Source organism: Rhodoligotrophos sp. CJ14 (assembly GCF_038811545.1).
Lineage (GTDB): Bacteria > Pseudomonadota > Alphaproteobacteria > Rhizobiales > Im1 > Rhodoligotrophos > Rhodoligotrophos ferricapiens.
On sequence record NZ_CP133319.1, the window covers coordinates 4,133,495 to 4,151,703 of the forward strand.

An 18,209-nucleotide genomic window follows, 5' to 3' on the forward strand; every position below is an offset into this window, starting at 1 on the left:
CCTCCATGAGTGGGGCCGCCTCGGCCCTCTTTCATTTCGCCGTGTCGATCACCTGACGCATACGCGCGGCCACATCGCGCGCATTGGGCGGATCGGAATGGATGCAGATCGTGCTGAACTGGATTTTCAGCGGCGTTCCATCCGTCGCGGCAACCTCCCCACTGACCAGGGCCTTCGCCAGCCGATCGGCCGCAGCGTCGAGATCGACGGGTGAATGCGTGCGCGGAATGATCAGCTGTCCTTGCGGACCATAGGACAAATCCGCGAAGAACTCGCCGACAAAGGCTACCCCCAATTCGCGGGCCGCAACCTCGTGATTGGTGCCGGCCATGCCGAAAAGCGGCACGCCAAACACCTTCACGGCGGCTGCAATTGCTCGTGCTGTGTCGAGATCGCGTGCCGCCATGCCATAGATGATGCCATGCGGCTTTACGTGGGCGAGCTCGACCCCCTCGGCCCGCAGGAAGCCTGCGAGTGCGCCGATCTGATAAACGAAGGCGGCGGTCAGCTCGTCCGGCTTGAGGTGCATTTCGCGTCGGCCGAAGCCCTCGCGATCGGGGAGGGAGGGATGCGCGCCGATCGCCTTGCCATGCTGAACAGCCAACCGGACCGTGCGCTGCATCGTCATCGGATCCGCCGCATGGAATCCGCAGGCGACATTCACGCAATCGACGTGAGGCATGATGCCTTCATCATCGCCGAAGCGCCAGTTGCCATAGCTCTCGCCCATGTCACAGTTTAACGTGACCATCAGCAACCCACCCCTGTCTTGTGTTATAACAAATTACGGCTAAACTGAAAGGCAATTGGCCTCCTGTCAATAACTCTCTTCGGTCTGGGTGAGCTGGCCCCACTGAGAAAGAAAAGGTGAATGGAAAGCGCATCGCCCGTCCCCCTGCCGCACAGCACGGGATCCGAGAATCCCGATCTCTATCCAGTCACCCGTGAGATGCTGCACGAGCAGATTTTCACCATTCTCAAGCGCAATCTGATGATGGGCCGCTTTGCGCCAGGCCAGAAGCTGCCGCTGCGCTGGCTTGCGAAATCGCTTGGGACGAGTGCGATGCCGGTGCGCGATGCGCTGCAGCGGTTGGAGAGCATCGGCTGCCTCGTGTCGACGCCCGCGCGCACCATGATGGTACCGGTTCTCTCCGTGAAGGAGCAGCAGGATATTTCGCGGCTGCGTGTATTGCTGGAGAGCGAGGCTGTGGCAGCCGCAGCGACCGCGCGCTCTGAGCAGCAGCTTGCAACGCTCGCCTCATGCTGCGCCGATATCCGCCGTTCAGCGGATACTGCCGATTTGGACCTTTTCCTCGAGGCAAATTACCGCTTCCACATGGAGATCGCGGAGGCGAGCGGCATCTCCTTCATCGCGAGCCTGCTGGAGCCGCTCTGGATGCGCATTGGTCCGCTGGTGCGCATGTCGACACCCGATCACGCCCATATCCTGCGCTCGGTCGGCTTCCACGAGAAGGTCTATGACGCGATCATCGCGCGCAATGCAGAAGCGGCCCGCATTGCCATTACCGCGGATATTATCGAAAGCAATATGCCGATCGCGGCCGAGGAGTGATCAGGCAGGCCCAGATCTTTGATCGTGCCACGGGACCAGCAAGCCTGAGCCGAGCCTAAGCTTCACCCGGCCCGTCCAGAACCTCGCGCCCGCTCGCATAGACATAGATGCGTCTGCACCAGCGGCAACCAATGATCTGTGCGAGCAGAACCTCGTGATCCGCCAGTGTGCAGCGCGGATACCCCTGGCAAACGCATTTGCCGGCAACCACTGGCCCCTCTGGATCTGCTTCCATCGAATATACGCGCGCTTCTGGTGTCGGCATGAGCTCGATATCTGCCCTCTTGCTTGATCCCGAATCCCCGGCTGGCGGCTTGGGGCCAGCGTCGATAGGAAACCGGTGTTGCAAAAATTGGGCCGTCTTGCATTTCCCATGCTGAGTGCCGCCCAGGAGATCTTCTGAGGCGAGGGAGTTTGCCGCACCCGCCGCCTATGGATTGCGGGCCCCGCCGCAGCGTCGCTGCCCCCGGATCACCTCGATCCGCTGCGAGCTGAGTGGGTCGATCGGCACACCGTGATCTTCGCCCAGGACTGATACGTCGCCTGCGCCAATGCCGTTCTCCTGAATCCGCTCATCAGTGTGAAGGCACCCGGAGAGCGGCCTTCCCACATTCTCTCCTTCATGGCCGGGAACATCGATTTCGCAGAGAGCAGGACCTGGGGATGGCTCCGCTTCCAACTTCACCGCAAACTTGCTATCCTGCCGAGGCTTGGGAAGGTGAAATGAGACGCATTTTTCGGCGAATTCCCCGCAGAGACCGGTCAGGACGCCTGCTAGCAGGAGCTTAGCCCCTGGCGCGGCGTTGACGAGTTCCGCCTGAGCCAGGGGCATCCCTTGAACATCGCAGTCTGATCAAGTCAGCCGGTTCGCGCCGGCGCGGCGGAGAATTGTCATGTCCCATGGCTCACATTGCTTCTTAACATCCAAGGATCACGCCATCTTGCAAAGCCTGCGGGAGAGGGCGGGGCGTGATCTGAACGAGAACTATCTCCATCTGCTCGACAACAAGCTGTCGACGGCCATCATTGTTTTGCATCAGGACGTGCCGCGGAATGTGGCAACCCTGAACAGCCGGGTCGACTATTCGGTCAATGGTGGCCCGATCGACAGCTGCGTTCTCATCAATAACGAGGAGCTTGCTCTGGCAGGCATGACCCTTCCGATCACCTCTCTCCGGGGATTGGCCCTCTTGGGCATGGTTGAAGGCGGGCAAATCCTGATCGAGCACGCCTCTGGTGCGCGCGAGCGCATCACTCTGAACAGAGTGGCCTATCAGCCCGAGGCCGCGCGCAAGCGCCGCGCCCCGGCGGCACCTGCCGAGAATGCTCCCGCAGCCCCGGTCTTCATCTTTGACCGGACCGCCAACCGGGGGAAATTCGCGCCAGCAGCGGATGTTAAGGAGGAGCCGGACGATGATGATCCCGGCCCCAATGCGGCATAGAGGCTGGCGAGAGCATGATCCCGTTCAATCCGAGCGGATCATGCTCTAATTTCCCCCGATCGGGCGGATGATGTGGGTTGTGCGCCGCCTGCGAGAGAGGTGGAATGAGCACGCAGCGAAAGACCATTGTCCTGACCGGTGCCTCGCGGGGGCTGGGGCTGGCCTTGGCCCGCGAACTCGTCCGGTTGGGTCATCATGTGGAAGCCTGCTCGCGCTCCGGCCAGGCATCCGAGCCCGTCGATTATCGAATTGCGGCTCTCGATGTTTCAAACCCCGGGCAGCTCAACCGCTGGGCCGCGGGGATCATCGAGGCGGGCCGCACGCCGGATATTCTCATCTGCAATGCTGCGGTGATCAATGCGCCGGCACCGCTCTGGCAGGTCCCGCAATCAGAGCTGAGCGAGGTGATTGGCATCAACCTCCTTGGCACCGGATACACCATCCAGGCTTTCGCCCCGGCGATGATCAAGCGCGGCAGCGGCATCATCGTGACGCTCTCATCCGGCTGGGGCAGGTCGACGGACCCGGAAATGGCACCGTATTGCGCCTCGAGATGGGCTGTTGAGGGCATGACCCTGTCGCTCGCCCAGGAGCTTCCCAACGGAATGGCCGCGGTCACCCTCAGTCCTGGCGTCGTGAACACCAAGATGCTTCACAAATGCTGGCCAGAGCACGCGGATGCCTATGAGACGCCGGAACCATGGGCCAAACGGGCCGCGCCCTACATCCTCGCGATCACATCCGCTCACAATGGGTCGCAGTTGACCGTGCCCGCGCCGTGACACGGCCGCATCAAAACACGCCCGAGAGCCTTCCTCACTCCGTCGCCCGATAGAGTTCCGCCGCGACCGCCTTGAGCGCTGCGCGGCTCTCCGGCCGCAGATACATCATATGGCCGCCCTCGAGCACGCGCGTGCGGATGGGTTTGGCACCGGCCAATGTTGGGATCTGATCCACCAGATAGCGTGTCGTCATATAGGGGGTGACGAGGTCCGTATAGCCGTTCACCACGAGCACATTGAGCGCTGGATTCAAGGCGCGCGCCCGCTGAAGATCGCCCATCACGCCCGCATAGCCCTGGCGTGACGGGCTCGTGCCATAATCCCAGTTGCGGCCGATCTCGCTGTTCAAAAGCCGATAGCTGACTTTGGTATCGAACTTCAGCTCACCGCGCACATAGGCCACAAAGGCGGAGGTGAGCACCGGAATGCTGCGCTCGAGCACCGGGTCGGGGCTGGCTATGCGCGCGCTGTTCGGCGCAATATCCGGAACGGCGATGGTGCCGTCATAGGGGCTGATCGTCTTGCCCTTGGCACGCGCGAACTCCTTTGCAAACACGGACGTGGGAATCCGAGCGAAATGGCGCTGAACCAGATCGATCGGCAAGCCGGTAATCTCGGCAACGCGCGCACTCGCAAGCACACCGCCCCGTTCGAGGCCGCCAGCCACCGCCATGAGATAGTCGCCGAGCGCATAGCGCTCGACCTCTGCGACCCGTCTTTCCAGCTCTGGCCCGGTGATACCCTCGCTCGCAAGCCTTACAGCGGCCAGCGACGGCAGTTCCAGCGCCCACTGCAGCGGATCGAATGTATCAGGTTGCACCAGCATGAACTCCAACGCCGGCGAGATGAGCACGAGCCCGCTCGGGCTGATGCCGATATCCTCCTGAAGCGTCCGGCCAAGCAGCGCCGCGCGAAAGCCGCCATAGCTCTCGCCCGCCAGGAAAACCGGCGCGTTCATCCGTCCCGCCTGGGTGAGATAGAGGCGGATGAAGGCGCCCATCGCGCTCGCGTCCTGATTGATACCCCAGAAGCTGCTCGTCTTCTGGCCGGGCGCCTCGCGGCTATAGCCCGTGCCCACTGGATCGACAAACACGAGATCGGTCATGTCGAGCCACGTATCCGGATTGTCAATGAGCCGCTGTGGAGGCGTGAGGAATTCTCCATCCTCCCCAGTGGCGATGATCCGCGGTCCGAGCGCGCCCAGATGAAGATAGGCAGAGGCGGCGCCAGGCCCGCCATTGAACACGAAGGTGATTGGGCGCTGTGCGCTCTGCAATGAGCCCTCGTCTGTGGGCACCGTATAGGCGACATAGAAGATTTCGGCGGTGACCTCGCCATCCCCGGACAATAGTGGCAGCGTTCCCGCTGTCGCCCGATACTTCAGCTTGCGCCCGCCTATGTCGATCGAATGCTCGGTGGTCTGCGGCATGGGCAGCAGCGACAAAACTCCACCCGACGGTGCCGGTCGATAGGCAGGCTCTGCAGGACGCGCATGGGCAGTGCCGCCGAACAGCAGGAGAAGGACAAGGATCACTTTCACGTCGAGCCGCATGACACCTCCGAGCGAAACCACTGCCGCATTGCTAACATTTGGCCGGCCGGTCCGAAGTCAAAGGAACGTGTTTGGACCCGTGTGAGTCACGGCCCAAACCGGCCTTCTCGCATTTACGCTTTGCGATCCCGGCCCTTGCTGGGAGAAGCCGGCGCGCCCCATAGTTCAGCCCATGCGTATTCTCCTGTCCGAAGGCTCGAGCACCTCCGCCCGCGAGGCCATCACCGTCCTGGGGCTGCAAGGACATCATGTGGAGATCGTGGACCCCGATCCCCATTGCATCGGCCGCTTTTCGCGTTTCGTCCGCCGCTACCATCGCTGCCCCGGGCTGGGCGTTGATCCCGAGGGCTTTGTCGAGTTCATCCTGCACCTCGTGGAGACGCGGCCCTTCGATGTGCTGCTTCCGATCCATGAGCAGGGTATGGCTCTGTCGAAGACCCAGCAAAGGCTGCTTAGGTCTGTATCGGTCGCCTTGCCGAGCTTCGAGAGCTATCGCCAAGCCCATAGCAAGGCGGCCTTCAGCACCTTGCTGACCGAGCTCGGACTGCCGCAGCCAGCAACCCGCCTTTTGCACAGCCGCGCAGAGGCCCTTGCGCTCAAAGAATTTCCAATTGTGCTGAAAACCGCCATCGGCACCGCAAGCCGTGGTGTCTGGTTTATCAGAACCGGCGCTGATCTGTATCGCGCCGTTGAGGAAATAGCAGCCGCCCGCGGTTTCGACGAGCCGGTGCTTGCCCAGGAATGGATCGAGGGAGCCATCGAGCATGCGCAAGCCCTGTTCCGTCATGGGGAGTTGATCGGCCTGCATGCCTATCGCCAGATCATCCGGGGCGCCGGAGGTGGCGACGCGGTGAAGGAGAGCATTCACCGTCCGGAGTTACTGGAGCACATGTCACGCCTTGGCCGGTATCTCGACTGGCACGGCGCTCTGTCGGTCGATTACTTGGCGCCGGATGATGACGGCATCTACTACATCGACTGCAACCCGCGGCTGGTGGAGCCGATGAGCGCTTTCCTGGCCGGACACGACTTGCTTGGCGCGCTCCTCAAGGTCAGCATCGGAGAAACCCCGCCGCCGCTGCCCCCCGGCACCATTGGCCTGCGCACCCATCTCGCTCTTCAGGCGCTGCTCGGCTGCGCGCTGCGAAGTCGCTCCCGGATGGAACTGATGCGGGAAGCCAGACGTTTAGTCCTGCGCAAAGGAATGTATCGCTTTAGTCAAGAGGAATTAACCCCGCTGCAATGGGATTGGCCGAGTATCACACCAACGGTGATGGTCGCTCTCCTACTGTTCATCAATCCTAATGCTGCGGAGAACATGCCCAAACGTGGCTGGGGATCTCATCTTCTCACCCCTGAAAGCATTCGGATCATTCACGAACGAATAGGAGAGGGCGGCTCATAGCTGCAGCGAGGCCGGGAAAATCTGGAGTTGTCCGGGTGAACATGAACGGATCTACGCCAAAGCGGCGCGAGAATGGCACGAAACCGAAGGTTCTGGTCACAGGTGGAAGCGGTTTTATTGGTCAGCACCTTGTTGCTGCGCTTTCAGCGCAAAAGCAGTCGGTCAGAGTGCTGGATGTGCAGCAGCCCCCCTCCGCCGTCTGGCCGACCGAATTCATAAGGGGCTCCATTCTTGACCCTGATGCGGTCCGGCGCGCGATGGATGGCGTGGACATTGTCTATCACTTGGCCGGCATTCCCCACTTCTGGACAGCGGATCGAGCGGATTTCGAGCGCGTCAACCACCGCGGCACCGAGCTCGTGCTGGCCGCGGCCGCCGAAAGAAATGTCTCGCGCTTTGTGCATTGCTCGACCGAAGCGATCCTGTTTCCGCCCCCCGGGGACGACGCGGAAAAGTGCTTATCGCTCGAGGATATGCCGGGGCCCTATACCCGCTCGAAATTTCTCGCCGAGGCATCGGCGCTCCAAGCTGCGCGCAATGGCATGCCGGTCGTGATCGTCAACCCGACCGTTCCCATAGGCCCCGGCGATCACAACAGAACGGCACCGACAGCCATGCTGTCGCTCTTCATCGAGAAGCCGCCCATGTTCATCATGGACTGCATTCTCAACCTGGTCGATGTGCGGGACGTTGCCACCGGCATGATCCTCGCGGCCAGTCGGGGACAGATCGGCGAGCGCTATATCCTGGGCGGTGAGAATGTCACTGTCCGTGAGCTGGTCCGCCGCATGGACCTCGTCTGCGGCCGCAAAACCACGTCCTTTGCCATTCCTGCCTTCGCGGCCTTGGCCACGGGCTTCGCCGCCGAATGGTTCGCCAATGCGGTGAGCCAGAAACGGCCGCTAACCACCGCAGAGGCCGTGCGTGTGGCCCTCCGCTCAATCCCGCTGAGCATCGATAAAACCTGCGACGATCTTGGCTATAGGCCGAAGCCGATCGACCCGGCGCTTGCCGAAACCATCCAGTGGCTGTTACGCCCGAATACCGCTGGGCCCGTCAGGCAATCCATAGGCAGCGTTTCTGTTTCTAGATAAGCGGGCGCTGCTCCGATGGCGTGGCGTGCCCCTTGGCATCACTCGAGAACGCTTGCACCTTCCGCCGCGGTAGGATGAATAGCAGGCTGAGCCCGCGCGCGAGCAGAAACCCGTGCAGTGCAGCCCACAAGCCAGCATTGCCGAAACTTTGTCCAAGCGCCACGAGCAGCGCCGCGTAGATCGCGAACGATACGATCATCATGTTGCGCATGTCGCGCGACCAGGTGGCGCCGATAAACACGCCATCCATGAGGAAGGCTAGAACGCCGGTTAGGCTGGTGAGCGCCCCCCAGACCAAGAGATGGCCGGCTTCGCTCCGCACGCTCAAATCCGTCGTCATGAGTGCGATCAGTGAATGGCCGAGGCCAAGGAAGAACACGGTCAAGACCGCAGCCAGCGCGAAACCCCAGGCCATTGTCATGCGAACGCCGCGCTCGAAGGCAGGCTGATAGCGCGACCCAATTGCCCTGCCGGTGATCTGCTCGGCGGCGGTGGCGAACCCGTCGAGGAAATACCCGCTGATCAGAAAGAAGTTCATCAGCACCGCATTGGCGGCAAGGGCGATCGTGCCGAACTGCGCGCCTTGCCGGGTGAAGAGTGCAAAGGCTGCCAGCAGCACGAAGGAGCGGATCATGATGTCCCGGTTGAGCGCGACCATGTGCAGGAGCGCCGCCTTGTCGAACAGCCGGCTTCGCGTGATCCGCGGCCTGCGTGCAAATCTCGCGAGGAGAATGCCAAGCCCGAGCACGGCGGCGAGCGTTTCGGAGGCAACGCTTGCCCAGGCGACGCCTGCAACGCCCCACCTCTGGTTCAGCCCGAGCTCGATGCACAGGAGGACATTCGCGACATTCAGCACGCCCTGCAGCAGCAGCCCGAGCATCGCTTCGCCCCGGCCCAGCACGAAGCCGAGGATCGCATAGTTGAGAAGAGCAACCGGCGCGCTCACCATGCGGATGGTGATGTAGCTCGTCATCGCCGCCGAGACGGCCGGTTCTGCATCCATGAACCAGGCCCCCGCTTGCGCGAAGGCCGGTCCCAGCACCGCGAGGATGATGCCGCAGCCCAAGGCAATGGCGGCCGCATGATAGAACGCGGCCTTTTCCCCTTCCGGATCATCGCGCCCGACCGCCTGGGCGACGAGCCCTGTGGTTCCCGACCGCAGGAAGTTGAAGGTCGTGAACACGAGATCGAAGATCGCTGCCCCCGCCGCCAGCCCCCCGATCAATGCCGCATCGCCCAGTTGGCCAACGACAGCGGTGCCAATGACACCGAGCAGTGGGGTGGTGAGGAAGGCGAGCGTCATCGGCACCGCAATCCACAGCACCAGCCGGTTCGTCACCTGGAAAGGATGGGCGTTCGTGACGGTCACTTCAGAAAATCCGCAGGAACTCGACGGTTACGGCCTGAGAGACCGGGCCAAACCTGGAGTGAACGTTGTCTATTCGCGTCGAGCCATCAAGATGCTCTGGACGAGTGACCGCCGAAAGTGCTCGACTGTTCTTCTGGGCGGCCTCAAGCCTTGGAGGGAGCATGACTCTGGAAGGTCTTCATCTGCACTTCTCCCGAGAGGAGTTCACGGCGAGACAACGAGCGGCCATTGCCGCCATGGAAGCGCGAGGTCTTTCCGCGCTCCTGATGTTCCGCCAGGAGAGCATGTACTACCTGACGGGTTACGACACGTTTGGCTACGTTTATTTCCAATGCATGGTGATGACGGCGGACGGTCGTCTCGTTCTTTTGACCCGCTCGGCCGACAAGCTGCAGGCACGCTTTACATCTGTCGTGAGCGATGTCCGCATCTGGGTCGATCGCGCCGATGCGGATCCGGTGCGTGATCTCAAGGCGATTCTCACCGAGCTTGGCCTCTCCGGCAAGAAGCTCGGTGTCGAATGGGAGGCCTATGGGCTCACCGCGCGCAATGGTCTGCGTCTTCAGGCGGGGCTCGATGGCTTTGCCAGGCTGGAAGATGCCTCCGATCTCGTAAGCAGGCTCAGGGTCCGCAAGAGCACCGCCGAGCTTGCCTATGTCCGTCGCGCGGCCGAACTCGCCGATGCGGCGCTGAAGGCTGCCGAGGATGCCACCAGGCCCGGTGCCTTCGAGGGCGACATCATCGCCGAGCTGCAGTCCGCGGTCTATCGCGGTGGTGGCGACGACCCCGCGAACGAACATGTCATTGGCTCAGGGCCCGGTGCTCTCATGTGCCGCTATTTCACCGGTCGCCGGCACCTGGAAGCCAATGACATGCTGACCCTGGAGCTTGCGGGCGCCTATCGCCACTATCACGCCTGTCTGATGCGCACCTTGGCGATTGGCGAGGTTGATCCCCGGCTGGTCTCGATGCATGGTGCCGCGGTCGATGCGCTTCATGCAGCCGAGGAGGCCTTGCGGCCGGGCCGGCCGATTGGAGAAGTCTTCGATGCCCATGCGCGTGTGCTGGACCGGGCAGGGCATGCCGAGCATCGGCTGAACGCATGCGGTTACAGCCTCGGCACGACCTATGCGCCCAATTGGATGGATTGGCCCATGTTCTATCATGGGAACACCTACGAGGCGGAGCCGGGCAACGTGTTCTTCATCCATATCATTGTGTTTGACGAGCCCAATGGACTGGCCATGACCCTTGGCCGGACATCGCTGGTGACGGAGAAGGCGAGCGAAACCCTGTCCGCTGCCTCTGTGGAACTGGTGCGGAAATAACCGCCCCCACCATGATGACTGGCCTCGCCGAATGCATCAAAAGATCGAGGCCAGCCAATCGATCGCCGTGACGCCCGCGATCACCAGAAACACGCACCACGCAAGGGCCGCGATGCTGAGCGCGAAGGCGATCAGCACCGCTGCCCCGTCGCGCACGATCCAGCCAACCGCCAGAACGATGAGCGCGACGGCCGGTATGCTGTTTCCAAGTGGCAGGATGATCGCTACGGCCAGCAGCAGAACCGGAACCGCCAGCAACACGCGCACCGCGCGCCCTGTGAGCCATGACAGCCGCTCTTCACGCACATGCCGTTCAGCCCTGGCCATCCACGGCAATGATCGCACCAGGATCGAGCGCAAGAGCCGCCGGGAGACCGGCCGCTCGCGGATGAAGGTGGGCAGGGTAGGGTTCTTGGCCCCGCGCAGCGCCTGAATGGCCAGAAGGCCGATCAGGCATCCCAAGGGAAACCCGATCGGGCCCGGCATCGGGATCACCATGGGCAGCGACAGCAGCAGCAAGGCGATGCCGAAGGCATCCGGACCGAGCCGGTCGAGGATGATGCCGATCGTGACGCTCTCGCCGCGCGGAATATGCAGGGCCTGCACGAGCCTGCGGGTAATCGGCCCCCGGCCGCTCCGCCGCGCTGTGGCTGACTGCTCGCCCTGCACCATCCTCCTCGCCATTCTGTCTCGACGGCAATCACGATAGGTTGCCGCTGCCAAGCCGAGCTTAACGGCTTACCTCACAGCAAGGAAGGCTGGAGCATTTTCGAGCGACGTGGACACCGGTTCGCGTGAAGAAAATGCGACCAAGCAGCCTAAGCCTTCAGGCGCGCGAGGAGGCAGACTAGCGAATCCGCTCTAAGCCTCCACCGTCGCCCGCGCGTCGACCGCCACCGGCTTGCCATCCGAGGCGCGAATGACCAGCGGATTGATGTCGAGTTCGACGAGCCGCTCTGCATGATCGTGGGCAAGCCACGACACCCGGGCGACGGCATCGGCTATGGCGGCAAGATCAGCCCGCGGCCGCCCGCGATAGCCATCGAGCAGCGGAAAACGCCGCAACCGCCGCAGCATCTCTTCGGCCCTTCTTGCATCGACAGGGGCGGGGGCGAGCACCGTATCCGGATCGAGCTCCACGGTCACCCCCCCGAAGCCCACCAGCACCATGGGGCCGAACTGCTCATCCCGCTTGATGCCGATGATGAGTTCATCACGCCAATTCACCATCTCGGCGACGAGACATCCCTTGAACTGGCTCTCGGGCGCGTGCTCGGCGACCGCCTTCTTGATCTCATCCCACGCGGCGCGGACCGCATCGGCCGATGTGATATTGAGGCGAACGCCGCCGATATCGCTTTTATGCACCAGCCCCTCGGCCACGACCTTCATCACCACGGGATAGCCGATACGCTCGGCGGCGCTCACCGCCTCATCCGGATTTGGAGAGAACGCTTCCTGCGCGACGGGCACCCCATAGGCTTGCAGCAGCGCCTTGACCTCGTGCTCCAGCAGCGGCCCAGAGAGAACTTGTGGGCTGCTGGGCAATCCAGCCGGCCGTTGCGGCGCGGTGCTGGCCACGTGTCGCTCGAGGAGGCTCATGTAGCCCTTGAGCATCCGTATCGCGTCATCCACCCGCTCGACGAACGGGCAGCTAATCTCCCGCAGCGCCTGCCGGACGCCATCCGCGGCGCTTCCTGGCATCACCGCGAGCACGAAGGGCTTGCCCGCCGCCATGAAGCCTCGGGCGATTTCCGTGGCCGCTGCCTCATAGCGGGGCGTCGTGGTGAGCATGATCAATGACGCGCTGACATCCGGATCACCGGCGAAGACCTCGATGATCTCATCCGATGATCCGGCAACGTCGGGTCCGAGCCTGCCGCCCAGATCGATCGGATTATCCGCCTGCGGGGGCAACAGCAGCCCGCGCAGCCGCTCCTTCGTCTCAGGGCGAAGCTCAGCCAGTCTGAGGCCGCTTTCCGCGATCCGGTCGACACCGATGCCTGCACCACCGCCCGAGGGAGAGAAGACGCCGATGCCATCGCCCTTGGGCGGCCCGTAGCGCACGAGCATATCGGCGAGCAGCAGCATGCCATCCGGATCATCCAGTGTGATGATGCCGCTCTCTCGGCAGACCGCTTCGAACGCGCTATAGGCGCCGGCAAGGCTGGCCGTATGGGAACGCGCGGCCTTGACGCCCGCTTCCGTGCGCCCGGTCTTGACCACCAGCACGGGCTTGCCCGCCTTGGCGGCCTGCTGGGCCAGATGCCGGAAGCGCTGGGCATCTTTCAGCCCCTCGATATACATGCAGATGACCTGAGTGGCGGGATCGCCGATCAGATAGTCGAAGAAATCGCAGATCTCGAGGTCGGCCTGATTGCCGAGCGAGACGCAGGTGCTGAAGCCGACACCCGCATCATGGGCGCGATTATAGGCGGCCACCATGAGCGCGCCGCTTTGGCTGATAAAGCCGATCGAGCCCCGATGCAGCTCCGGCACCTCGAGAACGAGGGACGAGCTGAGGGCGAGATTATGATGCGGATTGATCAGCCCCATGCAGTTGGGGCCGACCAGCCGCATGCCCGAGCGTCGCGCGAGTGCGACGATCTCATCCTGAATGCGCGCACCTTCCTCGTCCGCCTCGGCAAAGCCCGTGGTGATGATGATCACCCCGCCGACCCCCGCGGCCGCACAACCGTCCAGCGCCGCGACGATCCGGTCCTGCGGCACCGCGAGAATGGCCACATCGACCGGTTCCTTGACCGCGCCGATCTCAGGATAGGCGGTGATGCCGTTGACGGTCGCGCGGTTCGGGTTGATCGGCACGATCTGGCCTTGAAACCCATGCTTCATCAGGTAGTGCAGAATGCGCCCGCCGAACTTGCCCCGATCCTCCGAGGCACCGAACACCGCGACCGAGCGAGGCTTAAGGATGCGCTCGACTGAACTGCGCGCCATCACCGCTTCCATCTCTTGAGAACTCCAATCACACGAAGGCTGAGGCGCCGACGAGCTCACGTCCCGCCACCAGCCGCTGAATTCCTGAGGTGCCGTCAATCACCGTGAGCATGCGCGCATCCCGCCAGCAGCGCTCGGCCTCCGCTGCCTCCGAAAGGCCATGGGCGCCCATGCAATCCATCGCCGCATGGCAGGCACGCACCGCGGCTTCCGTCGCAAAGACCTTGGCCAGCGAAGCTTCTCGTGGGCAACGCTCGCCCTGATCAAGCCGCCACAGCGCCTGGAGCGAAAGCAGCCGGCTCGCCTCCACTTGCGCATCTGCATCCGCGAGCACCGTCTGAATTGCCTGGAACCGCGCGAGCGGCCGGCCGAAAGCATGGCGCTTGCCCACATAATCCACCGCCAGGCTCAAAGCGTAGCGGGCAATTCCGGCCGCCTGCAGAGCGATCAGTGCCCGCGATGCCTCGATGGCCTTGAGAAACGCTTCCGATGCGGCGCCTGGGCTGCCCAGCAGGTTGTCTGCGGGAACTGCAACATCCTCGAACGAGATTTCCGCGAACGAAAGATTGCGCATGCCGACGCAATCGATCTCTTCGTGCCTCCAGGGTGAATGCTCGCGCTCGATGAACAGGCGGCTGGTGCCTGCCGCAGCCCCTTTTTCCGGATCATTCACCACCAGCACGGTCATCGCATCCGCAACGCCGCCGAGCTTGATCCAGCGCTTGCGGCCATTCAGCCTAAAGCGATCACCCTCGCGGAGGGCGGTGGTCTGGAGATTGCGGATATCGGATCCCGCCTGCGGTTCGGTGATTGCGGCGGTTGCGACCATATCGCCGGAAAGGAGTTTGGAGAGCCAGCGCGCCTTCTGCTCGGGCGAGCCGAGATAATAGATCGAGCGTGGCGGCACCACCTCGGCCAGCAGCACCGGCGATGGTGCCAATGCTTCGAGCAGGAGCCCGTAATCCACATAGCTCAAGCCCGCGCCACCGGCATCCCTAGGGATGGTGCTGCCGAGATAGCCGAGAGGTGCGAGCGCCTTGTAAAGCGCGCGCAGGTCCTCGACCGCAAATTTCTGGCCGCGCGGCAGGCGGGCGACCATCGGCCGAACCACCGTCTCGACCGCATCACGCGCACGGGCCTGAAGTTCCTGCTGCTGTTTGGAGAGCGCGAAATCCATGAGTCCGCGCCCCTTATTCGCCGGTGAACTTTGCCTGACGCTTCTCATGAAAGGCGGCCATGCCTTCCTTGGCATCCTTCGAGGAGAGGATGCGCTGCGCCCATTTCTCCTCCAGCACCGCCGCACGGTCCGGTCCGTCGTAATATTGCGCGCGCACCGCTTCCTTGATTGCCTGAATAGGGAGCGGCGCACCGCTGGCCAGCCGCTGCGCTGTGGCCTTTACCGTCGCATCAAACTCCGCATCCGGCACGACCTTGCTCATGAGCCCCAGCTCGAGCGCCCGGGCGGCAGTGATATCCTCGCCCAGCAGCAGGAGATCGAGGGTGCGGTTGCGGCCGATATGATGCACGAGCCGCACCATGCCGATGCTCCAGGTGGGGATGATGCCGAGATAGACATCGCCCGCCCGGAACTTGGCGGTCTCCGAAGCGATGCGGATATCGGCAGCCCAGGCAAGTCCGGTCCCGCCGCCGATGCACCAGCCGCGCACCGCGCTGATCACAGGCTTGGGGAAGGTTTCAATCCGCTCGACGAGGAGACGTCCGAGCTCACGGAACGACCGGCCTGTATCGGCCGTGTGCCGGCTTTCATCCCCGAGATCGGCGCCAGCCGAAAAGGCCCGCTCGCCCGCACCCCTGAGCACGACGACCCGCGTGTCTGCCTCGCTCTCGATGGCATCGAACGCCGCCTTGAGCTCGTTCAGCATCGTAAAGCTGGCGAGATTGAACGGCGGCTTGTTCAGGGTGATTGTGGCTATGCCCTCGGCACGCTCCACAAGGATCTGCTCATACATGGCTTGGCCTTTCATTTCCGAATGTTGCTGAGCCCGCCGAGCCGGTCGAGCACCAGCACGAGCGCGACGGAGAGCACGATCAGCATGGTGGAGATGGCGGCAACGGTCGGGTCGACCTGATCGGTGAGGTAGTTGTAGATGCGCACCGGCAGCGTCTGATAGCCCGGCCCGGCCACGAAGATCGTGACCGTCACCTCTGAGAACGAGATCAGGAACGCGAGCAGGAAAGCGGCGAGAATGCCGCGGCTGCAGACCGGCAGGATGATGCGCCAGAGCACGGTGGCCCGTGAGGCGCCGAGGTTCTCTGCGGCCCATTCGACCTCGATGGGCACAGCACTGAGGCTCGATTGAATGGTGCGGATGGCGAAGGGCGTGATCACCACCACATGGGCGAGCACGAGCCCCATGAACGTATTGTAGAGCCCGAACAGGTTCATGAACTGCAGCATGGCAATCCCGAACACCACCGCCGGCACGATGAGCGGCGACAGGAACAGCCCCTCCACCGCCTCGAGCCCCCTCAGCCGCCGGCCGCGCAGCAGCGCATAGGCAGCCAGCAGTGACAGCACCACCGAGATCAGCGCCGACACCAGCCCGAGCTGCAGGCTTAAGATGAAGGCGTTGAGAAAGCCGGGATAGGCGAAGGATGCCTCATACCAGCGCCACGAGAATTCGGAGAAGGGCAGGGCGAATACCGAGCCGGGGGTGAATGACATCCAGATCACCACCACGATCGGCGCCAGCATGAAGATCAGCATCGCAATGTTGAGGATGAGCAGCATCATGATGCTGCCCTCAGCTTGGCCTGACGCATGGCGGCGACCCGCCTCGACAGCCAGATCGGCACGAGCGTGATCACCAGGAGGGCCATGGCCAAGGCGCCGCCGAACGGCCAGTTCAGCTCGACCAGGTTGACTTCATAGGCAACGAACGAGATCACCCGCGCGCGCGAGCCGCCGAGCAGCGCCGGCGTGGCGAAAGCCGCCATGTTCATGGTGAAATTGATGAAGGCGCCTGCGAGCAGCGCTGGCAATGTGATCGGCAGGGTGACCCGCAAGAACACCTGCGCCTTGGACGCGCCGAGATTTTCCGCCGCCCATTTGAGCCGCGGATCAAGTGCGCTGAGCGCGGCCCAGAGCGGCAGCAGCACGAACAGGAAATGTCCCTGGACGAGGCCGATAATGATGCCGGTATCGTTGAACATCAGCTGCAGAGGTGCGGAGATGAGCCCAAGCTCGCGCAAGCCCCGGTTGATCACCCCGTTGCCGCCGAGGATCAGGCTCCAGCCGAAGGCCTTGACCACCACATTAACCAGCCACGGCGCCATGTAGATGAGCAGGAGGAGCCCCTGCGTCCGCTTGGACAGGTTGGTGAGGAAAATGGCGACGGGATAGGCGAGCACGCAGGTGATCAGCGTGATGATCAAGCTCACCCGCGCGGTGCGCAGAAAGACGTCGAGATAGAACGGGTCGGCGAGCCGCGCGTAATTCTCGACCGTCCAGCGGGTGAAATCGATGCCCGACAGTGAGTAGGGATGAAAGCTGTTGATGATCGTCTGGATCAGCGGCCAGACATAGAAGGCCAGCATGACGAGGAACAGCGGCACCAGGAGGATGAGCGGTCCGAGACGACGCGCTTGGACGTCGCTTGCCATCATTCGCCTCCATCGGGCTTGGCGATGACGTCATCGCGGCTCCAGCCGATGCGCACCATGTCTCCCGGCTTCGGCATGAATTGGCCCAGATTAGGCACATCCGCCCGGATCAGCACGCCATTCACCGCGAGTGCGAGATCGACCCGGCTGCCGAGATAGGTGATCTCCGCCACCTTCGCATCGAAACTGCCACCATCGAAGCTTGCATCACCAATGCGGATCCGCTCGGGGCGCAAGCTCACCCATGCCTTGGTCCCGGCGTGCCAGGCAAGGCCATCGGCGGGCGCTGAAACAGCAAGCCCGTTCCCACAATCGATGATGACATTGCTGCCCTCGACCCGGGCGACTTTGCCGGTGAGCAGGTTGACATGTCCGACGAAGGCGGCGACGAACTGGCTGGCCGGCGCGTCATAGAGCTGGTTGGCTGTCCCGACCTGTTGCAGGCTGCCCTGACGCAGCACCGCAATCCGGTCCGATACGGCGAAGGCCTCTTGCAGGTCATGCGTGACCAGGATCGTGGTGATGCCGAGCCTCTGCTGCAAGCTGCGGATCTCGCCCCGCATTTCATCGCGCAGCTTGGCATCGAGATTGCTCAGGGGTTCATCGAGCAGAAGCAGGCTTGGCCTGACCACCACGGCGCGCGCGAGCGCCACCCGCTGCTGCTGGCCTCCCGACAATTCGCCGGGCAAGCGCTTGGCAAATTGCGCCATTCGCACCAGCTCCAGCGCCTCGGTGACGCGCTGGGCAAGCTCCGGTTTCGAAACCCGGCGCATCTTGAGCCCGAACGCGACATTGTCGAATACCGTGAGATGCGGGAATAGCGCATAATTCTGGAACACCAGCGCGGTATCCCGGGCCCGCATGGGCTTTTGATTGATGGACTGGCCGTTCAGATGGATCGAGCCCGAGTCGCTCTCGTAAATGCCTGCGATGATCCTGAGCAGGGTTGTCTTGCCACAGCCGGAAGGGCCCAGCAGAGAGAAAAACTCGCCTTTGGCGACCGAGAAGGAGACATCCTTCACCGCGGCCACAGAGCCGAATGACTTCGAAATTCCTTCAAGAGTAAGCATCACGCATCCGGT

17 protein-coding genes are annotated in these 18,209 nt (G+C 62.9%); 6 read left to right on the plus strand and 11 right to left on the minus strand.

The genetic code is table 11. The annotated features are described in order from the left end of the window. Nucleotides 1-31 precede the first annotated feature (31 nt). Nucleotides 32-751 carry a 5-oxoprolinase subunit PxpA gene (gene pxpA / locus RCF49_RS19265; protein WP_342641406.1) on the minus strand — a complete coding sequence of 240 codons (720 nt, stop codon included), beginning with the start codon at nt 749-751 and terminating at the stop codon, nt 32-34. Nucleotides 752-871: 120 nt separating this feature from the next. On the opposite strand from pxpA, the gene RCF49_RS19270 reads away from it, so the two are divergent. Further along, nucleotides 872-1,573: a GntR family transcriptional regulator gene (locus tag RCF49_RS19270; RefSeq protein ID WP_342641407.1), complete on the plus strand. Its 702-nt coding sequence runs from the start codon at nt 872-874 to the stop codon at nt 1,571-1,573. A 55-nt stretch (nt 1,574-1,628) separates the two neighbouring features. On the opposite strand, the gene RCF49_RS19275 is transcribed toward RCF49_RS19270, so the two are convergent. After that, nucleotides 1,629-1,838, minus strand: a complete 210-nt coding sequence (locus RCF49_RS19275; protein WP_342644287.1) for a hypothetical protein — start codon at nt 1,836-1,838, stop codon at nt 1,629-1,631. 628 nt (nt 1,839-2,466) lie between these two features. Between RCF49_RS19275 and RCF49_RS19280 the strand changes: the two genes are divergently transcribed. Both RCF49_RS19280 and RCF49_RS19285 read left to right on the plus strand, forming a co-directional pair. Continuing rightward, a complete protein-coding gene (locus RCF49_RS19280) occupies nt 2,467-3,015 on the plus strand; it encodes a nucleoside-diphosphate kinase (RefSeq protein ID WP_342641408.1) in 549 nt (182 codons plus the stop codon). 104 nt (nt 3,016-3,119) lie between these two features. Then, entirely contained in the window at nt 3,120-3,797 is a 678-nt protein-coding gene (locus RCF49_RS19285; protein ID WP_342641409.1) for an SDR family oxidoreductase, read from the plus strand. Between the two features lie 34 nt (nt 3,798-3,831). Here RCF49_RS19285 and RCF49_RS19290 read toward each other — a convergent pair whose 3' ends face one another. Next, complete coding sequence (locus RCF49_RS19290) at nt 3,832-5,349, minus strand: S10 family peptidase (protein WP_342641410.1); 1,518 nt, start codon at nt 5,347-5,349, stop codon at nt 3,832-3,834. 172 nt (nt 5,350-5,521) lie between these two features. Between RCF49_RS19290 and RCF49_RS19295 the strand changes: the two genes are divergently transcribed. Then, nucleotides 5,522-6,754: an ATP-grasp domain-containing protein gene (locus tag RCF49_RS19295; RefSeq protein ID WP_342641411.1), complete on the plus strand. Its 1,233-nt coding sequence runs from the start codon at nt 5,522-5,524 to the stop codon at nt 6,752-6,754. Nucleotides 6,755-6,795: 41 nt separating this feature from the next. Beyond that, the gene (locus RCF49_RS19300) at nt 6,796-7,848 is read left to right on the plus strand and encodes an NAD-dependent epimerase/dehydratase family protein (RefSeq protein ID WP_342641412.1); all 1,053 of its coding nucleotides are present in this window, start codon (nt 6,796-6,798) and stop codon (nt 7,846-7,848) included. Here RCF49_RS19300 and RCF49_RS19305 read toward each other — a convergent pair. Then, nucleotides 7,841-9,217, minus strand: coding sequence for an MATE family efflux transporter (locus RCF49_RS19305; protein WP_432807328.1), 1,377 nt, complete (start codon nt 9,215-9,217; stop codon nt 7,841-7,843). The two genes, RCF49_RS19300 and RCF49_RS19305, sit on opposite strands and share 8 nt — an antisense overlap. Before the next feature lie 161 nt (nt 9,218-9,378). Between RCF49_RS19305 and RCF49_RS19310 the strand changes: the two genes are divergently transcribed. Beyond that, nucleotides 9,379-10,545 (plus strand): M24 family metallopeptidase, encoded by a 1,167-nt coding sequence (locus RCF49_RS19310; protein ID WP_342641413.1) that lies wholly within the window; start codon nt 9,379-9,381, stop codon nt 10,543-10,545. A 36-nt stretch (nt 10,546-10,581) separates the two neighbouring features. On the opposite strand, the gene RCF49_RS19315 is transcribed toward RCF49_RS19310, so the two are convergent. The 7 genes from RCF49_RS19315 to RCF49_RS19345 form a co-directional block, all read right to left on the minus strand. After that, a complete protein-coding gene (locus RCF49_RS19315) occupies nt 10,582-11,229 on the minus strand; it encodes an exopolysaccharide biosynthesis protein (protein ID WP_342641414.1) in 648 nt (215 codons plus the stop codon). A gap of 177 nt (nt 11,230-11,406) precedes the next feature. Then, nucleotides 11,407-13,503: an acetate--CoA ligase family protein gene (locus RCF49_RS19320; RefSeq protein WP_342641415.1), complete on the minus strand. Its 2,097-nt coding sequence runs from the start codon at nt 13,501-13,503 to the stop codon at nt 11,407-11,409. Nucleotides 13,504-13,531: 28 nt separating this feature from the next. After that, nucleotides 13,532-14,680, minus strand: coding sequence for an acyl-CoA dehydrogenase family protein (locus RCF49_RS19325; RefSeq protein WP_342641416.1), 1,149 nt, complete (start codon nt 14,678-14,680; stop codon nt 13,532-13,534). Between the two features lie 13 nt (nt 14,681-14,693). Further along, the gene (locus RCF49_RS19330; protein WP_342641417.1) at nt 14,694-15,488 is read right to left on the minus strand and encodes an enoyl-CoA hydratase/isomerase family protein; all 795 of its coding nucleotides are present in this window, start codon (nt 15,486-15,488) and stop codon (nt 14,694-14,696) included. After that, nucleotides 15,485-16,258 (minus strand): ABC transporter permease, encoded by a 774-nt coding sequence (locus RCF49_RS19335; RefSeq protein ID WP_342641418.1) that lies wholly within the window; start codon nt 16,256-16,258, stop codon nt 15,485-15,487. The genes RCF49_RS19330 and RCF49_RS19335 overlap by 4 nt, the downstream gene beginning before the upstream one ends. Continuing rightward, the gene (locus tag RCF49_RS19340) at nt 16,255-17,130 is read right to left on the minus strand and encodes an ABC transporter permease (RefSeq protein ID WP_342641419.1); all 876 of its coding nucleotides are present in this window, start codon (nt 17,128-17,130) and stop codon (nt 16,255-16,257) included. Before RCF49_RS19340 ends, RCF49_RS19335 begins: the two co-directional genes overlap by 4 nt. Continuing rightward, on the minus strand, nt 17,127-18,197 hold the full coding sequence (locus RCF49_RS19345) for an ABC transporter ATP-binding protein (protein ID WP_342641420.1): 1,071 nt from the start codon (nt 18,195-18,197) through the stop codon (nt 17,127-17,129). Before RCF49_RS19345 ends, RCF49_RS19340 begins: the two co-directional genes overlap by 4 nt. Between the last annotated feature and the right edge of the window lie 12 nt (nt 18,198-18,209).